This window comes from Lysobacter soli (genome assembly GCF_003382285.1).
Lineage (GTDB): Bacteria > Pseudomonadota > Gammaproteobacteria > Xanthomonadales > Xanthomonadaceae > Lysobacter_J > Lysobacter_J soli.
Genome location: NZ_QTJR01000003.1, coordinates 146,578 through 161,221 on the forward strand (window position 1 = coordinate 146,578; position 14,644 = coordinate 161,221).

At 69.6% G+C, this 14,644-nt stretch carries 14 protein-coding genes; 8 read left to right on the forward strand and 6 right to left on the reverse strand.

Annotated features, from left to right (window positions below; all coding sequences use genetic code 11):
• Positions 1 to 11: 11 nt before the first annotated feature.
• Complete coding sequence (locus DX912_RS06220; RefSeq protein ID WP_115841623.1) at positions 12 to 782, reverse strand: DUF8198 family protein; 771 nt, start codon at positions 780 to 782, stop codon at positions 12 to 14.
• A gap of 101 nt (positions 783 to 883) precedes the next feature.
• Here DX912_RS06220 and DX912_RS06225 point away from each other — a divergent pair, with 101 nt between their 5' ends.
• The 6 genes from DX912_RS06225 to DX912_RS06250 all read left to right on the forward strand — a co-directional run bounded on the left by DX912_RS06225 (position 884) and on the right by DX912_RS06250 (position 7,312).
• The gene (locus DX912_RS06225; RefSeq protein ID WP_115841624.1) at positions 884 to 2,146 is read left to right on the forward strand and encodes a patatin-like phospholipase family protein; all 1,263 of its coding nucleotides are present in this window, start codon (positions 884 to 886) and stop codon (positions 2,144 to 2,146) included.
• 57 nt (positions 2,147 to 2,203) lie between these two features.
• On the forward strand, positions 2,204 to 2,983 hold the full coding sequence (locus DX912_RS06230) for a DUF72 domain-containing protein (protein ID WP_233433503.1): 780 nt from the start codon (positions 2,204 to 2,206) through the stop codon (positions 2,981 to 2,983).
• Positions 2,980 to 3,870 carry an NAD(P)/FAD-dependent oxidoreductase gene (locus DX912_RS06235; protein WP_115841626.1) on the forward strand — a complete coding sequence of 297 codons (891 nt, stop codon included), beginning with the start codon at positions 2,980 to 2,982 and terminating at the stop codon, positions 3,868 to 3,870. Before DX912_RS06230 ends, DX912_RS06235 begins: the two co-directional genes overlap by 4 nt.
• Positions 3,871 to 3,992: 122 nt before the next feature.
• On the forward strand, positions 3,993 to 5,759 hold the full coding sequence (locus tag DX912_RS06240; protein ID WP_115841627.1) for a M14 family metallopeptidase: 1,767 nt from the start codon (positions 3,993 to 3,995) through the stop codon (positions 5,757 to 5,759).
• Between the two features lie 162 nt (positions 5,760 to 5,921).
• Positions 5,922 to 6,854 (forward strand): YbaY family lipoprotein, encoded by a 933-nt coding sequence (locus tag DX912_RS06245; RefSeq protein WP_181902733.1) that lies wholly within the window; start codon positions 5,922 to 5,924, stop codon positions 6,852 to 6,854.
• 77 nt (positions 6,855 to 6,931) lie between these two features.
• Positions 6,932 to 7,312 carry a SpoIIAA family protein gene (locus DX912_RS06250; protein WP_115841629.1) on the forward strand — a complete coding sequence of 127 codons (381 nt, stop codon included), beginning with the start codon at positions 6,932 to 6,934 and terminating at the stop codon, positions 7,310 to 7,312.
• 257 nt (positions 7,313 to 7,569) lie between these two features.
• Here the strand turns inward: DX912_RS06250 and DX912_RS06255 are convergent, their stop codons facing one another.
• Entirely contained in the window at positions 7,570 to 8,169 is a 600-nt protein-coding gene (locus DX912_RS06255) for a YdeI/OmpD-associated family protein (RefSeq protein ID WP_115841814.1), read from the reverse strand.
• Positions 8,170 to 8,259: 90 nt separating this feature from the next.
• Here DX912_RS06255 and DX912_RS06260 point away from each other — a divergent pair, with 90 nt between their 5' ends.
• On the forward strand, positions 8,260 to 8,499 hold the full coding sequence (locus DX912_RS06260; protein ID WP_115841630.1) for a hypothetical protein: 240 nt from the start codon (positions 8,260 to 8,262) through the stop codon (positions 8,497 to 8,499).
• 5 nt (positions 8,500 to 8,504) lie between these two features.
• Here the strand turns inward: DX912_RS06260 and thpR are convergent, their stop codons facing one another.
• Together thpR and DX912_RS06270 are read right to left on the reverse strand one after the other, a co-directional pair.
• Positions 8,505 to 9,080 carry an RNA 2',3'-cyclic phosphodiesterase gene (thpR, locus tag DX912_RS06265; protein ID WP_115841631.1) on the reverse strand — a complete coding sequence of 192 codons (576 nt, stop codon included), beginning with the start codon at positions 9,078 to 9,080 and terminating at the stop codon, positions 8,505 to 8,507.
• Between the two features lie 3 nt (positions 9,081 to 9,083).
• Positions 9,084 to 9,626 carry an SRPBCC family protein gene (locus DX912_RS06270; RefSeq protein WP_181902734.1) on the reverse strand — a complete coding sequence of 181 codons (543 nt, stop codon included), beginning with the start codon at positions 9,624 to 9,626 and terminating at the stop codon, positions 9,084 to 9,086.
• 118 nt (positions 9,627 to 9,744) lie between these two features.
• Here DX912_RS06270 and DX912_RS06275 point away from each other — a divergent pair, with 118 nt between their 5' ends.
• Positions 9,745 to 11,847, forward strand: coding sequence for an NHL repeat-containing protein (locus tag DX912_RS06275; protein WP_115841632.1), 2,103 nt, complete (start codon positions 9,745 to 9,747; stop codon positions 11,845 to 11,847).
• Between the two features lie 3 nt (positions 11,848 to 11,850).
• Here DX912_RS06275 and DX912_RS06280 read toward each other — a convergent pair whose 3' ends face one another.
• Both DX912_RS06280 and DX912_RS06285 read right to left on the reverse strand, forming a co-directional pair.
• A complete protein-coding gene (locus DX912_RS06280; protein WP_115841633.1) occupies positions 11,851 to 12,471 on the reverse strand; it encodes an alpha-ketoglutarate-dependent dioxygenase AlkB family protein in 621 nt (206 codons plus the stop codon).
• A 203-nt stretch (positions 12,472 to 12,674) separates the two neighbouring features.
• On the reverse strand, positions 12,675 to 14,555 hold the full coding sequence (locus DX912_RS06285) for an ATP-binding cassette domain-containing protein (protein WP_115841634.1): 1,881 nt from the start codon (positions 14,553 to 14,555) through the stop codon (positions 12,675 to 12,677).
• Positions 14,556 to 14,644 lie beyond the last annotated feature (89 nt).

Here is a 14,644-nt window from a genome sequence, read left to right on the forward strand (position 1 = left end):
CGCTCACCGACCTACTCCATCGCGCCGTCGAACGGATCCGCATCGCCCGCGAACAGGCGGCGCGAGATGTCGCGTTCGTCCTGTTCGATCTCGCCGATGAAGCCGCGCGCGTCGCCGAGGCGGCCGAACGCCTCGAAGCCGCGTTCGAGGAACCCCTGCAACTGCGACAGCCCGGCCGCACGTGCCGGCGCGCGCGACAGCCGCAGCAGCATCGATACGCCCGGCAACCGGAGCGCATGGCCTAGGCCGAGGCCGACCCGGGCGATCAGGTCGATCTGGTAGCCGCGCAGCCGCGGCAGCCCCGCCATCCGATAGGCGCGCGCGTAAAGCGCCGCGTCCAGGCGGCGGTGAGGTCCACCGATGGCCTGCAGCACCTGCGCCATCCGCAGATCCAGCGCCTGCGTGAGCAGGCCCAGTTCGATCGCATCGGCCACGGTCGCCAGCAAATGCTCCGGCAGCAGGCGCTGCATCATCGGCAGCACGCGCGCGATGTCGGCGTCGCGCTGGGCGAAGTCGTGTTCGTTGTAGACGTCGGTCAGGAAGAACTGCGCCGCCGGGCGGCGCTGGGGATCGCGCAGGAAGCGGTCGAAGCTCGCCTCGAGCCGGCGCGTCTGCCAGCGGCGCAGTTCCGGCAGCCACGGCAGTTCGTTGCGGGGTTCGATCGCAGGGTCGTGCAGCGCCTGGTGTTCGCGCAGCAGCCAGTCCAGGCGGTCCCGGAGCGGCCCGTCGCGTAGGGGGCGATGACGCGGAGGTCGGCGGTCGGGGATCGGGCGCGGCGGCATCCCGGTCGATCATCGGCGGCCGGGGCACACGTCGCAACCCGTCACGACGCTGCCCGCCGCGGGGCGGCTACACTCGGGCCACCTTCGCCGCCCGTGCCCGCATGCTGTCACTCCACTCCGCCAGGCAACGCGCGCGCGCACCCGGGCAACCGCCCCGCATCGGCCTGGCGGTCGCCGGCGGCGGGCCCATCGGCGGGATGTACGAACTCGGCGCCCTGCGCGCGCTCGACGAGGCGATCGAAGGCCTGGACCTCACGCGGCTGGACGGCTACGTCGGCGTGAGCAGCGGCGCGTTCCTCGCGGCCGGCCTCGCCAACCGCATCGACACGGCCGAGATGTGCCGCATCTTCATCACCGGCGACAGCGCGGACGTGCAGTTCCGCCCCGAAACCTTCCTGCGCCCGGCGATCTTCGAATACGCACGCCGCGCCGCGCGGCTGCCGCGGCTGGCGGCGACGTGGTGGCAGGAGCTGCTGTTCTCGCGCAACGAGTCGCGCTGGTCGGACCTGCTGATGCACTTCGGCGCACTGGTCCCCACCGGCCTGTTCGACAACGCGCAGGTCGAACGCTTCCTGCAGGACGTCTTCACCCGCCGCGGCCGCAGCAACGATTTCCGCGATCTGGACACCGAACTGTGCGTGGTCGCGGTCGACCTGGACAGTGGCGAGGCGGTGAAATTCGGCACCGAAGGCTGGGACGGCGTGCCGATCTCCGTCGCCGTGCAGGCCAGCGCCGCCCTGCCCGGCCTGTATCCGCCGGTCGAGATCGGCGGCCGGCATTTCGTCGACGGTGCGCTGCGCCGGACGATGCACGCCTCCGTCCTGCTCGACCGCGACGTGGACCTGATGATCGGCCTCAACCCGCTGGTGCCATTCACCCAGGACGACAGCGGCCGGCCGGTGAGCCACGAGCGCAGCCTCGCCGCGGGCGGCCTGCCGGCCGTGCTGTCGCAGACGTTCCGCACGCTGCTGCAATCGCGCATGCAGGTCGGGCTGGCCCGGTACGCGCAGCAGTATCCCAACATCGACCAGCTGATCTTCGAGCCCAACGCCGGGGATGCCGAGCTGTTCTTCACCAACGCCTTCAGCTTCTCGGCGCGCCGCAGGATCTGCGAGATCGCCTGGCGCAACACGATGGCCGACCTGCGCCGGCGCGCGGAGGAGCTCGCGCCCGTGCTCGACGCCCACGGCCTCTCGCTGCGCATGGCCGTGGTGGGCGATGAAAACCGATCGCTGCTCGACGGCCTCGCGCCGCCTCCGCGCGACAACGACGCCACCGCACGCCTGCGCCGCGCGCTGGACGACATCGAGCATCGCCCCCCGCCGGCACGCCGCGCCCCGCGCGCACGCCGAAGCGCGCCGTAACACCCTCTCGACGCCCGCGATGGTGCGATGCCGGCATGTGCATCGCGATGGATCTCCATGCCTCCGGTTTCCCGAAGCAACCTCTACATCGGCTGCGCCGGATGGTCGCTGCCGTCGGCCACCCGATCGCTGTTCGGCGAGGGTGAATCGATGCTGGCGCGCTACGCCACGCGCTTCAACGCGACGGAGATCAACTCCTCCTTCCACCGTCCGCACCGGCGCGACACGTACGTGCGCTGGGCCGCCAGCGTGCCCGCGCGTTTCCGCTTCAGCGTGAAGCTGCCGCGCACGATCACGCACGACGCACGGCTGCGCGGCATCGCGCGCGAACTCGACCGTTTCGCCGGCGAAGTCGACGGGCTCGGTCGCAAGTTCGCCGTGCTGCTCGTGCAGCTTCCGCCCAGCCTGCCGTTCGAAGCGCGGACGGCGACGACCTTTTTCGCGATGCTGCGCCGCCGCTTCGACGTCGGCATCGCGTGCGAGGCACGGCACGCATCGTGGTTCACGCCGCGCGCGGAGGAACTCTGGCAGCGGCACGGCATCGCCCGCGTCGCGGCGGATCCGCCGGTGCCCGATGGCGCCTCGCGCGATCCCGGCGGCGACGCACGCATGCGCTACTGGCGCTGGCATGGCAGCCCGCGCGTGTATTACAGCGCGTACGACGATGCAGCCCTGCGTACGCTGACCGATGGAGTGAACGGCCATCGCGGCATGCGCTGGGTGATCTTCGACAACACGGCGCACGGGCATGCCGCCACGGATGCACTGCGGTTGCAGTCGATGCTCGACGAGGCGCCGACGACGAACTCCTCGTCGAAGAAACGGAGAACCACATGAGCGAGGTCCTGGACTGCATTGTCGTCGGCGGCGGCCCCGGCGGGCTGACGGCGGCGACGTACCTGGCGCGTTACCGCCGCAGCGTCCGCATCTTCGATACCGGCTGCACCCGCGCCGGCTGGATCCCGAAGAGCCGCAACTGCCCGGGCTTCCCGCACGGCGTCGGCGGCGAGGAACTGCTGCAGCGCATGCGCGAGCAGGCCAGCAAGTTCGGTGTGGAGACCATTCCCGACGAAGTGACGGCGCTGCACGTGGACGGCGACGGCTTCCGCATCCGTCACGGCGATAAGGAATTGCGGGCCCGCCACGTCATCCTCGCCACCGGCTGCGAGGACGTGACGCCGGCGCTCGACGGCATCGAGAAGGCCGTCGAATGCGGCGCGGTGCGCATGTGCCCGATCTGCGACGCGTTCGAGGCCATCGACACGACCATCGCCGTGCACGGGCCCGCCGACAAGGCCGCGTCGCATGCGCGCTTCCTGCGCACGTATTCGGCGAACGTGACGCTCGTGCCGTCGACGCCGGAGATCGAAGACGCAACGCGCGAGCAACTCGTCAAAGACGGCATCGAACTGACGACAGTGCCGGCATCGCTCGTCTTCGACGGGGAGCGTTGCGTGTTCGACCTGGACGGAGCGCCGCGCGCGTTCGACGTGATGTACCCGATGATGGGCCTCATCTCGCGTTCGTCGCTGGCGGTTGGTGCGGGTGCGACGTGCGACGAAGACGGCGCATTGATCGTCAACGCCCGGCAGATGACGTCGGTGGACGGGCTCTACGCCATCGGCGACGTGGTGAGCGCGCTGAACCAGATTTCCGTGGCGACCGGGCACGCGGCGATCGCCGCGACGGACGTGCACAACCGGCTGGCGGCGAACTTCGTCTGAGGTCGCGCCCCGGCCCCGGCACCTCACTGCTGACAGGCGCTGGCAGCAACGTGACCGGCGACAGGGCGGCCCCGCGGGCGGGGTCCGCTACCATTCGGGACTTTCCGCCGGAACGCCGCACGATGACCCGCACGCTGCTGATCGCCGCCCTGCTCACCGCCCTGCCCGCCGTCGCCGCGCCGCTCGACGCCGCGCTGACGACCATTTCCGAGCGCAGCGGCTTCACGAAGACTGGCCGCTACGACGAGGTGATCGCGCTATGCGACGCCTTCGCCGCGCGTTATCCCGAGGCCGTGCGCTGCCAGGACTTCGGCACCACGCCGGAAGGCCGCCCGATGAAGGTGCTCGTCGTGTCGAAGGTCGGTGCGTTGACGCCGGAAGCGGCTAAGGCGCAGAACCTGCCGGTGACGCTGATCCAGGGCGGCATCCACGCCGGCGAAATCGACGGGAAGGACGCGGGCTTCCTCGCGCTGCGGCAGGCGCTCGATGGCGAAGTCGCGGTCGGCGCGCTGGAAAAGCAGGTGCTGCTGTTCGTGCCGGTGTTCAACGTGGACGGCCACGAGCGTTTCGCCGCGTGGAACCGCCCGAACCAGCGCGGCCCGGAGGAAATGGGCTGGCGCACCACCGCGCAGAACTACAACCTCAACCGCGACTACGTGAAGGCCGACACGCCGGAAATGCAGGCGATGCTGGCCCTGGTCAACGCGTGGGACCCGCTGGCCTACATCGACCTGCACGTCACCGACGGCGCGAAGTTCGAGCACGACGTCTCCATCCAGGTCGAGCCGGTGCATGGCGGCGACGAAACGCTGCGCAAGGCCGGCACCGCATTGCGCGATGGCGTGATCGCGTACCTCGCCGAGCAGGGTTCGCTGCCGCTGCCGTTCTATCCCTCGTTCGTGGTGAACGACGATCCGTCGTCCGGTTTCGAGGACGGCGTCGCCACGCCGCGCTTCTCGCACGGCTATTTCCAGCTGCGCAACCGGCTTGGCATGCTGGTCGAAACGCATTCCTGGCGCGACTACCCGCACCGGGTGAAGGTCACGCACGACACGATCCTCTCGCTGCTGGACCTCATCGCGCAGAACGGCGCTCAATGGCGCGTGCAGGCGCTGGCCGCCGACGTGCGCGCGCAGCTGCTGGGCGGCAAGCCCGTGGCGCTGGACTACAAGGCGACCGACACGGTGCGCACAATCGACTTCCGCGGCTACGAATACACGCGTACGCCGTCGGAGGTCTCCGGTGCGCTGATGACGCGTTACGACGAAAGCAAACCGCAGGTCTGGCAGGTGCCGATGCGCGACGAACTGGTGCCGGCGCATGTCGTCGATGCGCCGAAGGCGGGGTATATCGTCCCGGCCGCGCACGCGGCGTGGGTCGGCGCGAAGCTCGACCAGCACGGCGTGACGTATCGCCGCCTCGACGCGCCCTTGTCGAAATACGCCGTGCAGGCGTTCCGTGCCGACACGGCGACGTTCGCCGCGCAGTCGGTCGAAGGCCACCAGCGCGCGACGCTGGAAGGCAAGTGGACGCCGGAAAAGCGCACCATCGGCGCCGGCGCGCTGTTCGTGCCGATCGCCCAGCCGAAGGCGCGCCTGGTGATGGCGCTGCTGGAACCGCAGGCGCCGGACGCGCTGGTCGCGTGGGGCGAGTTCAACAACTACTTCGAGCGAAAGGAATACATGGAGGATTACGTCGCCGAGGATGTGGCGCGCGAGATGCTGAAGGATCCGAAGGTGAAGGCCGCCTTCGAACAGCGCCTCGAAGAGGACAAGGCGTTTGCCGACAGTCCGCAGCAGCGGCTGGAGTTCTTCGCGCGCCGGCATTCGTCGTGGGATGACCAGTATCGCCGCTACCCGGTGGTCCGCATCGACCGGGCGCCGCGCTGACGCGGTTCCAACAAACGCCCCGCTACGCTCGCGCCACCTGAAGGAGGACGTGCCATGACCGTGTCGAGGACTTCCCTTCGCGCCGCGCCGCTCCTCCTGACGGTGGCGGCACTCGTCGCCGGGTGCCAGCCCCAGGGCAACACCACAGCCCCGGCGCCTTCCATGACGCAGGGGGCCCACGCCGTCACCGGCACGGCAACCTACCGCGAGCGCATCCTGCCGCCGCCGGGTTCGACGCTGCGCGTGCAGCTGCTCGACAACCTGCTGGCCGACACGCCCAACGCCGTCATCGCCGACGCCATGGTGAAGGACGTCGGCGGCCCGCCCATCGCCTTCACCCTGCCCTTCGATCCGGCGAAGCTGCGCACCAACGGCCAGTACGGCCTGCACGCCACGCTCGCCGGGCCCGACGGCGCCCCGCTGTTCGCGAGCGTCACGCGCGTGCCGGTGGACCCAGCGGCGAACAAACCGGTGGAGATCGCGATGGTGCATGTCGCCGCGCCGGCCGCAGACGCGCCGTCGACGGCCACATCGCCGCCGCCGACGAACTGGCAGTGCGGCGACCTGCGCGTGGGCGCGGTGTTCGACAACGTCGCCAACACCGTGACGCTGTCGTACAGCGGCCGCAGCCGTTCGCTGCCGCTGGCGGTATCGGGATCCGGTGCACGCTATGCCGACTACGCCGGCAACGAGTTCTGGACGAAGGGCGACAGCGGCACGCTGACGCTCGACGGCGAGAAGCTCGAATGCACGCGAACGAACGTCGCCTCGCCGTGGGACGACGCGCGCTCGCGTGGCGTCGCCTTCCGCGCGGTGGGCAACGAGCCGGGATGGCTGGTCGAGATCGGCCGGGGCGACGCGCCTTCGCTGCACGCGCAGCTGGATTTCGGCTCGCGCAAGCTCGACATCGCCAGCGTGCAGCCGCGCGCGAAGGGCGACGGCTGGACCGGCAAGAGCGCCAACGGCACGCAGGTCGAACTCATCACCGAGCGCAAACCCTGCCAGGACGACGCCGGTGCGACGTTCGACGTCACCGCGCAGCTGCACGCCGGCGGCAAGACCTACACCGGGTGTGGCGCGTTCCTTTCGAAGTAACGCCACTGCGCGCATGCGTTGACGCGTCCTGAACCCCGCGCCGCGCACGCTGGCGCGAGGTTCCGTCGGACGATGCCATGATCGATCTGCTGCCTTCGCCATCGCATGTCGGGGCGTATCGCCTGAGCGGCACGCTGGACGGCGCCGACTACGACCGCTGCATCGCCGACATCGAGGGCCGCCTGCGCCTGCACGAACGCATCGGCATCTACTGCGACATGACCGGCTTCACCGGTCTGACGCCCGAGGCGCTGGCGAAGGACCTGCGCTATTTCTTCGCGAAGTTCGGCGAGTACGACCGCTTCGCGCGCGGTGCGATCGTGACCGACAAGCGCTGGCTGGGCGAGATTTCCGAGTTCGCCGGGCGTTTTTTCCCGAACACCGAAATCCGCGCGTTCGAGCCGGACGAGCACGATGCGGCGCTGGCGTGGGCGGCGGTGGTGGAGCCGTTGCGGTAGAGGTGGATCGAGCAGTGGCGGATGGAGATTCGGCAACCAAACGCTTTTTTTGCCGTCATTCCCGCGAAGGCGGGAATCCATCTCGCAGACATGTCACGCCTGTCGGAGGCCATGACGGCGCGGAGACATGGATCCCCGCCTTCGCGGGGATGACAGCTTTAAAAGGCCCTGCAGCGGGCAAGCGAAGCCCACGACGGGGGCTCGACCACCGCTGAAAGCAGGGGGCCGATGCGGGCACGAGGGCCACCCTCGCCCGCCTACTTCATGTACTTCCAGTTCCGCGTCTTCCCTTCCGCGAGCCATTCCACCGCCTGCGCAATACGACGCTGCCGGGTGTCTTCGCGCTTCGCCTCGACGATCCATTCGATGTAGTCGCGCCGATAGCCAGGCGCGAAGCCCTCGAACGTCGCCCGCGCCTTCGCGTTGCGGCGCAGCGCGGCGGTAAGGTCCTCGGGAACGGGCAGCGCCGCCTTCGGCGCCGGCTTCTCCTTCGCGGGCGCCGTCGCACCGTTTTCGATCCGCGCCATCGCCTGCTTCACGTAGCCGGCGAGCTCGCGCTTTCCGGGCAGTTCGGACTTCTTCGCGATGCGGCCGAACTGGCCCATGGCCTCGCGGTTGGCGTCGTCGCCCATGATCGCGCGGCCTTCCCAGAACCACAGCGTCACGTGCTGTTTGAACGCCGCCATCCCGCACAGGATCTTCCCGCGCCAGGTGAAGCTGGGCATGCCCCACTTCAGCGTTTCCTCCGCTTCTGGGCACGCGGCATGCACACCTTCGCGGATGTTCGCGAGCAGCGGCCGGGCGAAGTCGGCGGACTTTTCGATGTAGGCATCGACGCGCGGATCGACGGTCGGCATGCGGGGCTCCTGAAGGGCGTTGCGGGCGTCCGGCCCGCCGTGCGCCATGCGTTGGAATCAATGAGGGCGGCGATACAGGGGGAACACGTCATGGCCACTGTCGAACGGCGGACGCCCAGCGGCGGCATCCGCGTCCAGCGCCGCATCGGGCTGACCATCCCGCAACGCACGATGCTGCAAGCCTGCGAACGCTGCGGCTGGCGGCTGGCCTTCGTGCGCACGCCGCTGGATCACCCGACGCCGGTGCTGTTCGCCACCGCGCGCGACTTCGTGGTCGTGCGCGAGGACGGCAGTATCGATCGCTGGCCGGAGATCGCGCTGCGTCACTGAAGCGCTCAGCCCAGCGGCCATCGCCCGATCACCTCGTACGGCGTGCCGCGTCCGGGCTGGCTGTCGATCAGCACGAACTCGCGCACGGGCCAGGGCAGCGGCGGCACCGGCGTGGGCGCGATCAAGCGTCGCACGTCGCGTTGCACGGTGAGGTGCGGCACGAAGCTCGCGGACGATTTCACCGGGACGCGATGCTGTGCCAGCGACCGGCCGAGCGCGTCGAACAGCGCGCGCAAGCCGTCGGGCAAGTGCTTCGAACCGAGCCACCAGACGTTCGCGCCGCGGAAGCTGCCGACTTCATCGAGCGACAGCTCGAACACCGGCGAACGCACGGCGGCGGCCGCGGCTTTCGCGTCTTCGACCAGCGACGACGGCAGCGGGCAGAAATCGCCGAGGAACTGCAGCGTCACGTGGTAGCGGTCGGGTTTCAGCGGACGCCCGCCCGGCGCATGTTCCGACACGACGGACGCCGCGGTCGCGGCGATGCGCGGACGCAGCGCGTCGTCGGGCCATAGCGCGAAGAACAGGCGGTGCAGCTCGCCCGTCGGTGCATCGTCGAATCCCAGTCCCAGCTGTGCCATCCGCTAGCCGCCCTGCTTCGCCGACTTGCGGAGGAAGTCCGCCAGTCCGCGCAGCTGCTGCGCCTGCACCTTGTCGACGACGGGTGCGAACTTCGACAGGTCGTCGGGCGTGTACCCGCCGGCGCGATAGAACATCGTGATGCGCGTGCCACCGCCGTCGGCGGGCGCGAGGCGGAATTCCAGCGCGCCACCGAGCCCCATGCCCTGCAGCGGACCCAGGCCGCCGGTCATGCGCAGCGTCCTGCCGGGATCGACGAACACCACCGCCATGTGCTGCGCCTGCCGTGCGCCGGCGAGTTCGCAGAAACAGCCGCCGGCACGCGCGTCGATCGACAGCTTCGATTCGTTGCCCCACCAGCTGTGGTCCTTCGGCCACCAGCGGTCGACGTCCTGCACCAGCGCCTTCCACGCCGCGTCGGCATCGACCGGCAAGGTTTCGCTGTTCTCGATGGTGAAGCCGCCGGCCGTGGCGTCCTTCACCGCGGCCGCGGCCGTGTTGCACGTCAACGCAAGCGCCAGCGCGCCTGCTCCGAGAATCCAACGCATCGCACGCTCCCGTCATCGAAAACCAGCGCGATTAGGCGCGCGCCGACCGCCGCGTGCAAGGGTGCGCCGGGCGCGCGGCGCGGGCAATAATCGAAGGTCACGCACGACGAGGAAACGCATGTCACGCAACGGATGGCTGGTGGTGGTGCTGGTCGCGACCGCGGCGGCGCTCGCCGCAACCGGGATGTTCGAACGTCGCCCACCCATCGCTCAGGCCGTGCTCGGTCCGGCGCCGACAACCATCGGCTGGGCCGGCCACATCGACCTGATCGCAGGCGACGGCATCCCCGGCCTGCGCGACGGCGCGGCGATGCAGGCGCGCTTCGCCGATCCGTACGGCGTTGCGGTCGCGAAGGACGGCGCGGTGTTCGTCAGCGACGCGGGCGACAACAACCGCATACGCCGCATCGCGCGCGACGGCACCGTTTCGACGGTCGCCGGCTCGGTGGAAGGCTTCGCCGACGGCGTCGGTGCCGCTGCGGCGTTCGACACCCCGTCAGGACTCGCCTTCGATCGGGACGGCAATCTCTATGTCGCCGATACCGGCAATCACGCGATCCGGAAAATCACGCCGCAAGGCGCGGTGAGCACGATCGCCGGCAACGGCACGCCGGGCTTCGCGGATGGCCCCGGCGCGCAGGCGCGTTTCGACGGTCCGACCGGCGTCGCCGTCGGCGCGGACGGTCGCGTGTATGTCGCCGACACCTACAACGACCGCATCCGCGTGATCGCGCCCGATGGCAGCGTCTCGACGCTGGCCGGCGGCGAGCGGCCGGGCGACGCGGACGGCGTCGGCACGCTGGCGCGGTTCGACACGCCCACCGCGGTCGCGGTCGACGCGATGAACCGCGTCTACGTGGCGGATCTTCGCAACAACGCGATCCGCCGAATCACGCCGACCGGGGAGGTCACCACCCTCGCCCGCGCGATGCCGGGCGACGAACATCCGCCGGTGCATCGCCCACTTAGCCTGGCGATCGCGCACGACGGCGTGCTCTACGTCGGCGAGATGTACCGCGGGCTGGTGCAGTTCGCGCGCGACGGCAGCGCGCACCAGATCACCGGGCAGACGCAGGCGCAGCGCTTGTCGCGCGCGTCGGGGCTGGTGGTCGCCGAAGACGGCACGTTGCTGGTCGCGGACACCGGCGCCTATCGCGTGCATCGCGTCCGTCCCCTGGATGCGGCGCGCGATGCGGGCACGCCGCAGATCGTCGGCCCTTCGCCCGACGCGCCACTGCCCGCCACCGGCGGGCGCTGGCCGCTGGCGCCGCAGGACGGCTGGCACGAAGTCGTCGGCACGCTTGGCGAAGTGCGCGGCAACTACCAGCGCGAGAACCGCGACCACCTGCATGGCGGGCTCGACATTCGCGGCGACGTCGGACAGCAGGTGCTCGCCATCGCCGACGGAAAGGTCAGCAGCCCGTATGCCGCGTGGGGCTTCGGCGAACTCGGCGAAGGGTTGGGGATCGACACGCTCGGCTACATCCACATGCGCGTGGGCCGCACGCCGCGCGGCGAGCCGCTGGATGCCTCGCGCTTCCTCATCGTCCCCGGCGACGACGGCAAGCCCGAACGCGTCCGCGTGCGTCGCGGCACGCGCTTTGCCGCGGGCGACGCGCTCGGCACGATCAACGGCATGGCGCACGTGCACCTGAGCGTCGGCGCCAGTGGCTACGAACGCAACGCGGTGGCGCTGGGCTTCGTGAACTACGCCGACCATTACGCGCCGCGCATCGACCGCATCGAACTGCTCGACGCGCAGGACCAGCCGCTGACTGCGCGTCGCGATGGACGCCTGGTGCTCTCGCGCGCGACGCCCGGCGTGCAGATCGCGGTGGATGCGTGGGACCAGGTGGATCGCAACCTGCCGCGGCGCCGGCTCGGACTGCACGCGTTGGGTTATCAGTGGCTGGACACGACCGGCGCGCCGCTGCCGAGCTACGAGCAGCCGCGCATGACGATCGAATTCAACCGCATGCCGGCCGATCCGGACGCGGTGAAGATCGCCTACGGGCCGTCGAGCGGCATCACCGTGCACGGCAGCGCGATCACGCGATTCCAGTACCTGGTGACCAACACCGTGCGCGACGGCGTGCTGGCGAACGGCCAGTGGCAACCGGACGAATTCCCCACCGGCGACTACGTGCTGCGCATCACCGCGCAGGATTACAGCGGCAACTTCGCCACGGCCGGGCGCGACCTGAAGGTGCGGCTGGAGTGAACTTCAGCCGCGCGCCGTGCGCGGCGGTCGCACGCGATACGCGAGGCTGATGCGCGGCCCCACGGGCGCCTTGGTCTTCGGCACGCCGTGTTCGTGCGTGAGCTGGCTGGCGTGGCTCATCACCAGCAGGCTGCCGGGTTCCAGGTCGATGTGCAGCGCCTTGCGCGTGGCGAGGTCGCGGATGGTCATGCGCCGTGGCGAGCCGAGCGAGACGAGCGCGATGGGATGGCCTTCGCGCAGCATGTGCAGCTTGTCGCCGTGCGGGGCGACGCTGTCGTTGCCGTCGCGGTAGTAGTTGAGGCCGACCGCGTTGAAAGGTTCGTCCAGATGCGCGCGAACGCGCTCGACGCCGTCGATCAGCGGTGCGGGAATGCCGTCGTCCTCGAAACGGTAGGACGCGATCAGGCGCGGCACGTCGACGATGCGGTCGTACATCGGGCGACGCTGCGCTTCCCACGCGACCGTGGTTTTCAGCTCGTCGAACCAGCGCGCGGCGAGCTCATCCGGAAGAAACGCCGGCCAGTAGCGGATGCCGCCCTGGGCGTCTTCGATGAGCGTGCGCGGGGCGTTGCTGGCCGGGGCGGCAGCGAAGAGATCGTCGGTGAGGGCGGTGGCGCGCGGCATCGCGCGAGTGTGCGGTGAGGGCGTCTCGCGGGGTGAGACGGGCGTGGCGGCTTATCGGCTGAGCGCCCTCATCCGCCTGCCGGCACCTTCTCCCGCGCGCGGGAGAAGGGCGATTCTCCGGGTGCGTTCATTTATTCCCGGCAGTCGCACTGCTAGCCCCTCTCCCGCCTGCGGGAGAGGGGTTGGGGTGAGGGCGAGCTTTGTCACCCCTCCAGCTCATTCCACCGCTCATACGCCGCATCCAGCTCCGCCTGCGTCTTCGCCATCAGGTCGGTGTGGGCGGCGATGCCGGCGGCGTCCCGCTGATAGAACGAAGGCTCGTTCATCTGCGCGGTGAGTTCGGCGACCTTCGTTTCGAGTTGCTCGATGCGCACCGGCAGCTGCTCCAGTTCGCGCGCGTCCTTGTAGCTGAGCTTCTTCTTCGGCGCGGCCGGCGCGGGCGTGGCTGCCGCAACAGCCGTCGCCGTGGGTGCGGCCTTCGCACTCGCCGCCGGAACCGACTTCACCGGCCGTTGACGCAGCCAGTCGGTGTAGCCGCCGACGTATTCGCCGACGCGGCCATCCCCTTCCATCACCAGCGTCGAGGTCACGACGTTGTCGAGGAAATCGCGATCGTGGCTGACCAGCAGCAGCGTGCCCGGATAGTCGCCGAGCAGTTCTTCCAGCAGTTCGAGCGTCTCGACGTCGAGGTCGTTGGTCGGTTCGTCCATCACCAGCAGGTTGGACGGCTGCGCGAACAGCTTCGCCAGCAGCAGGCGGTTGCGCTCGCCGCCGGACAAACGCGTGATCGGTGCGCGGGCGCGTTCGGGCGTGAACAGGAAATCCTGCAGGTAGCCGATGACGTGCTTGGACTTGCCGCCCACCTCGACGAACTCGCGGCCCTCGGCGACGTTTTCCAGCGCGTTCCAGTCCTCGCGCAGCGTCGCGCGGTACTGGTCGAAATACGCGATCTGCAGGTTGCTGCCCAGCTTCACCTCGCCCGTCTGCGGCTTCAGTTCGCCCAGCAGCAGCTTCAGCAGCGTGGTCTTGCCGCTGCCGTTGGGGCCGATGAGGCCGATGCGATCGCCGCGGAAGATCGTGGTGGACAGATCGCGGATGAGTTCACGATCGCCGAAGGCAAAGTTGACGTCCTTGGCTTCGACGACCTTCTTTCCCGACGATTCGCTCTGCGCGAAGTCCATCTTGACGTTGCCCTGCAGCTCGCGCCGCTGCGAGCGCTCCACGCGCATCTGCTTCAGGCGCGTGACGCGGCCTTCGTCGCGCGTGCGGCGGGCCTTGATGCCCTGCCGGATCCACACTTCCTCCTGCGCCAGCATCTTGTCGAAGCGCGCGTTTTCCTGCGCTTCGGCGTTCAGGCGCTCCTCGCGGCGGCGCAGGTAGTTGTCCCAGTCGCCGGGCCAGCTGGTGACCTGGCCGCGGTCGATCTCGACGATGCGCGTGGCGAGCGAACGCAGGAAGCGGCGATCGTGGGTGACGAACACCAGCGCGCCCTGCCAGGCCTTGAGGAAACCTTCGAGCCAGTCGATGGCCTCGATGTCCAGGTGGTTGGTCGGCTCGTCCAGCAGCAGGACGTCGGGCGAGGACACCAGCGCGCGGGCGAGCAGCACGCGACGCTTCATGCCGCCGGACAGGCGCGCGAACACGGCGTCGCCGTCCAGTTCCAGGCGCTGCAGGGTCTCGGTCACGCGCTGGTCGAGCGACCAGCCGTTGGCGTCCTCGATCTTCTGCTGGACCTTCGCCAGCGCGTCGGTGTCGACGTGCTCGGCGTGGCTCAGGTGGTGGAACTGAGCGAGCCAGCTGCCGAGCTCGCCCAGCCCACCGGCGACCACGTCCCAGACGTCGCCCTCGGCGCCGGGCGGCACTTCCTGTTCCAGGCGCGCGATGCGGACGCCGCCTTCGCGGCGGACCTCGCCGTCGTCGGCGTGGATGTCGCCGGCGATGAGCTTCATCAGCGTGGATTTGCCGGCGCCGTTGCGCCCGATGAGCGCGATGCGCTCGCCGGGTTCGATGGAGAGGACGACGTCGGAAAGCAGCAAGGGGCCGCCGACGCCGTAATCGACGTTGTTCAGGGTGATCAGGGGCATGGGGGGATTCTACCGGCTCATCCCGTCATCCCCGCGGAAGCGGGGACCCAGGCTGCCTTCACTCAAACCCGCAGTGCCCCCGCTGCGTG

Bases quoted from the DNA above. Each gene is read 5' to 3' on its own strand.
- DX912_RS06235 (WP_115841626.1), top strand. From the start codon at position 2,980: ATGAGCGAGGTCCTGGACTGCATTGTCGTCGGCGGCGGCCCCGGCGGG.
- DX912_RS06275 (WP_115841632.1), top strand. From the start codon at position 9,745: ATGTCACGCAACGGATGGCTGGTGGTGGTGCTGGTCGCGACCGCGGCG.
- DX912_RS06270 (WP_181902734.1), bottom strand. From the start codon at position 9,626: ATGCGTTGGATTCTCGGAGCAGGCGCGCTGGCGCTTGCGTTGACGTGC.
- DX912_RS06225 (WP_115841624.1), top strand. From the start codon at position 884: ATGCTGTCACTCCACTCCGCCAGGCAACGCGCGCGCGCACCCGGGCAA.
- DX912_RS06220 (WP_115841623.1), bottom strand. From the start codon at position 782: ATGCCGCCGCGCCCGATCCCCGACCGCCGACCTCCGCGTCATCGCCCC.
- DX912_RS06240 (WP_115841627.1), top strand. From the start codon at position 3,993: ATGACCCGCACGCTGCTGATCGCCGCCCTGCTCACCGCCCTGCCCGCC.
- DX912_RS06230 (WP_233433503.1), top strand. From the start codon at position 2,204: ATGCCTCCGGTTTCCCGAAGCAACCTCTACATCGGCTGCGCCGGATGG.
- DX912_RS06285 (WP_115841634.1), bottom strand. From the start codon at position 14,555: ATGCCCCTGATCACCCTGAACAACGTCGATTACGGCGTCGGCGGCCCC.
- thpR (WP_115841631.1), bottom strand. From the start codon at position 9,080: ATGGCACAGCTGGGACTGGGATTCGACGATGCACCGACGGGCGAGCTG.
- DX912_RS06245 (WP_181902733.1), top strand. From the start codon at position 5,922: ATGACGCAGGGGGCCCACGCCGTCACCGGCACGGCAACCTACCGCGAG.
- DX912_RS06280 (WP_115841633.1), bottom strand. From the start codon at position 12,471: ATGCCGCGCGCCACCGCCCTCACCGACGATCTCTTCGCTGCCGCCCCG.
- DX912_RS06260 (WP_115841630.1), top strand. From the start codon at position 8,260: ATGGCCACTGTCGAACGGCGGACGCCCAGCGGCGGCATCCGCGTCCAG.
- DX912_RS06255 (WP_115841814.1), bottom strand. From the start codon at position 8,169: ATGCCGACCGTCGATCCGCGCGTCGATGCCTACATCGAAAAGTCCGCC.
- DX912_RS06250 (WP_115841629.1), top strand. From the start codon at position 6,932: ATGATCGATCTGCTGCCTTCGCCATCGCATGTCGGGGCGTATCGCCTG.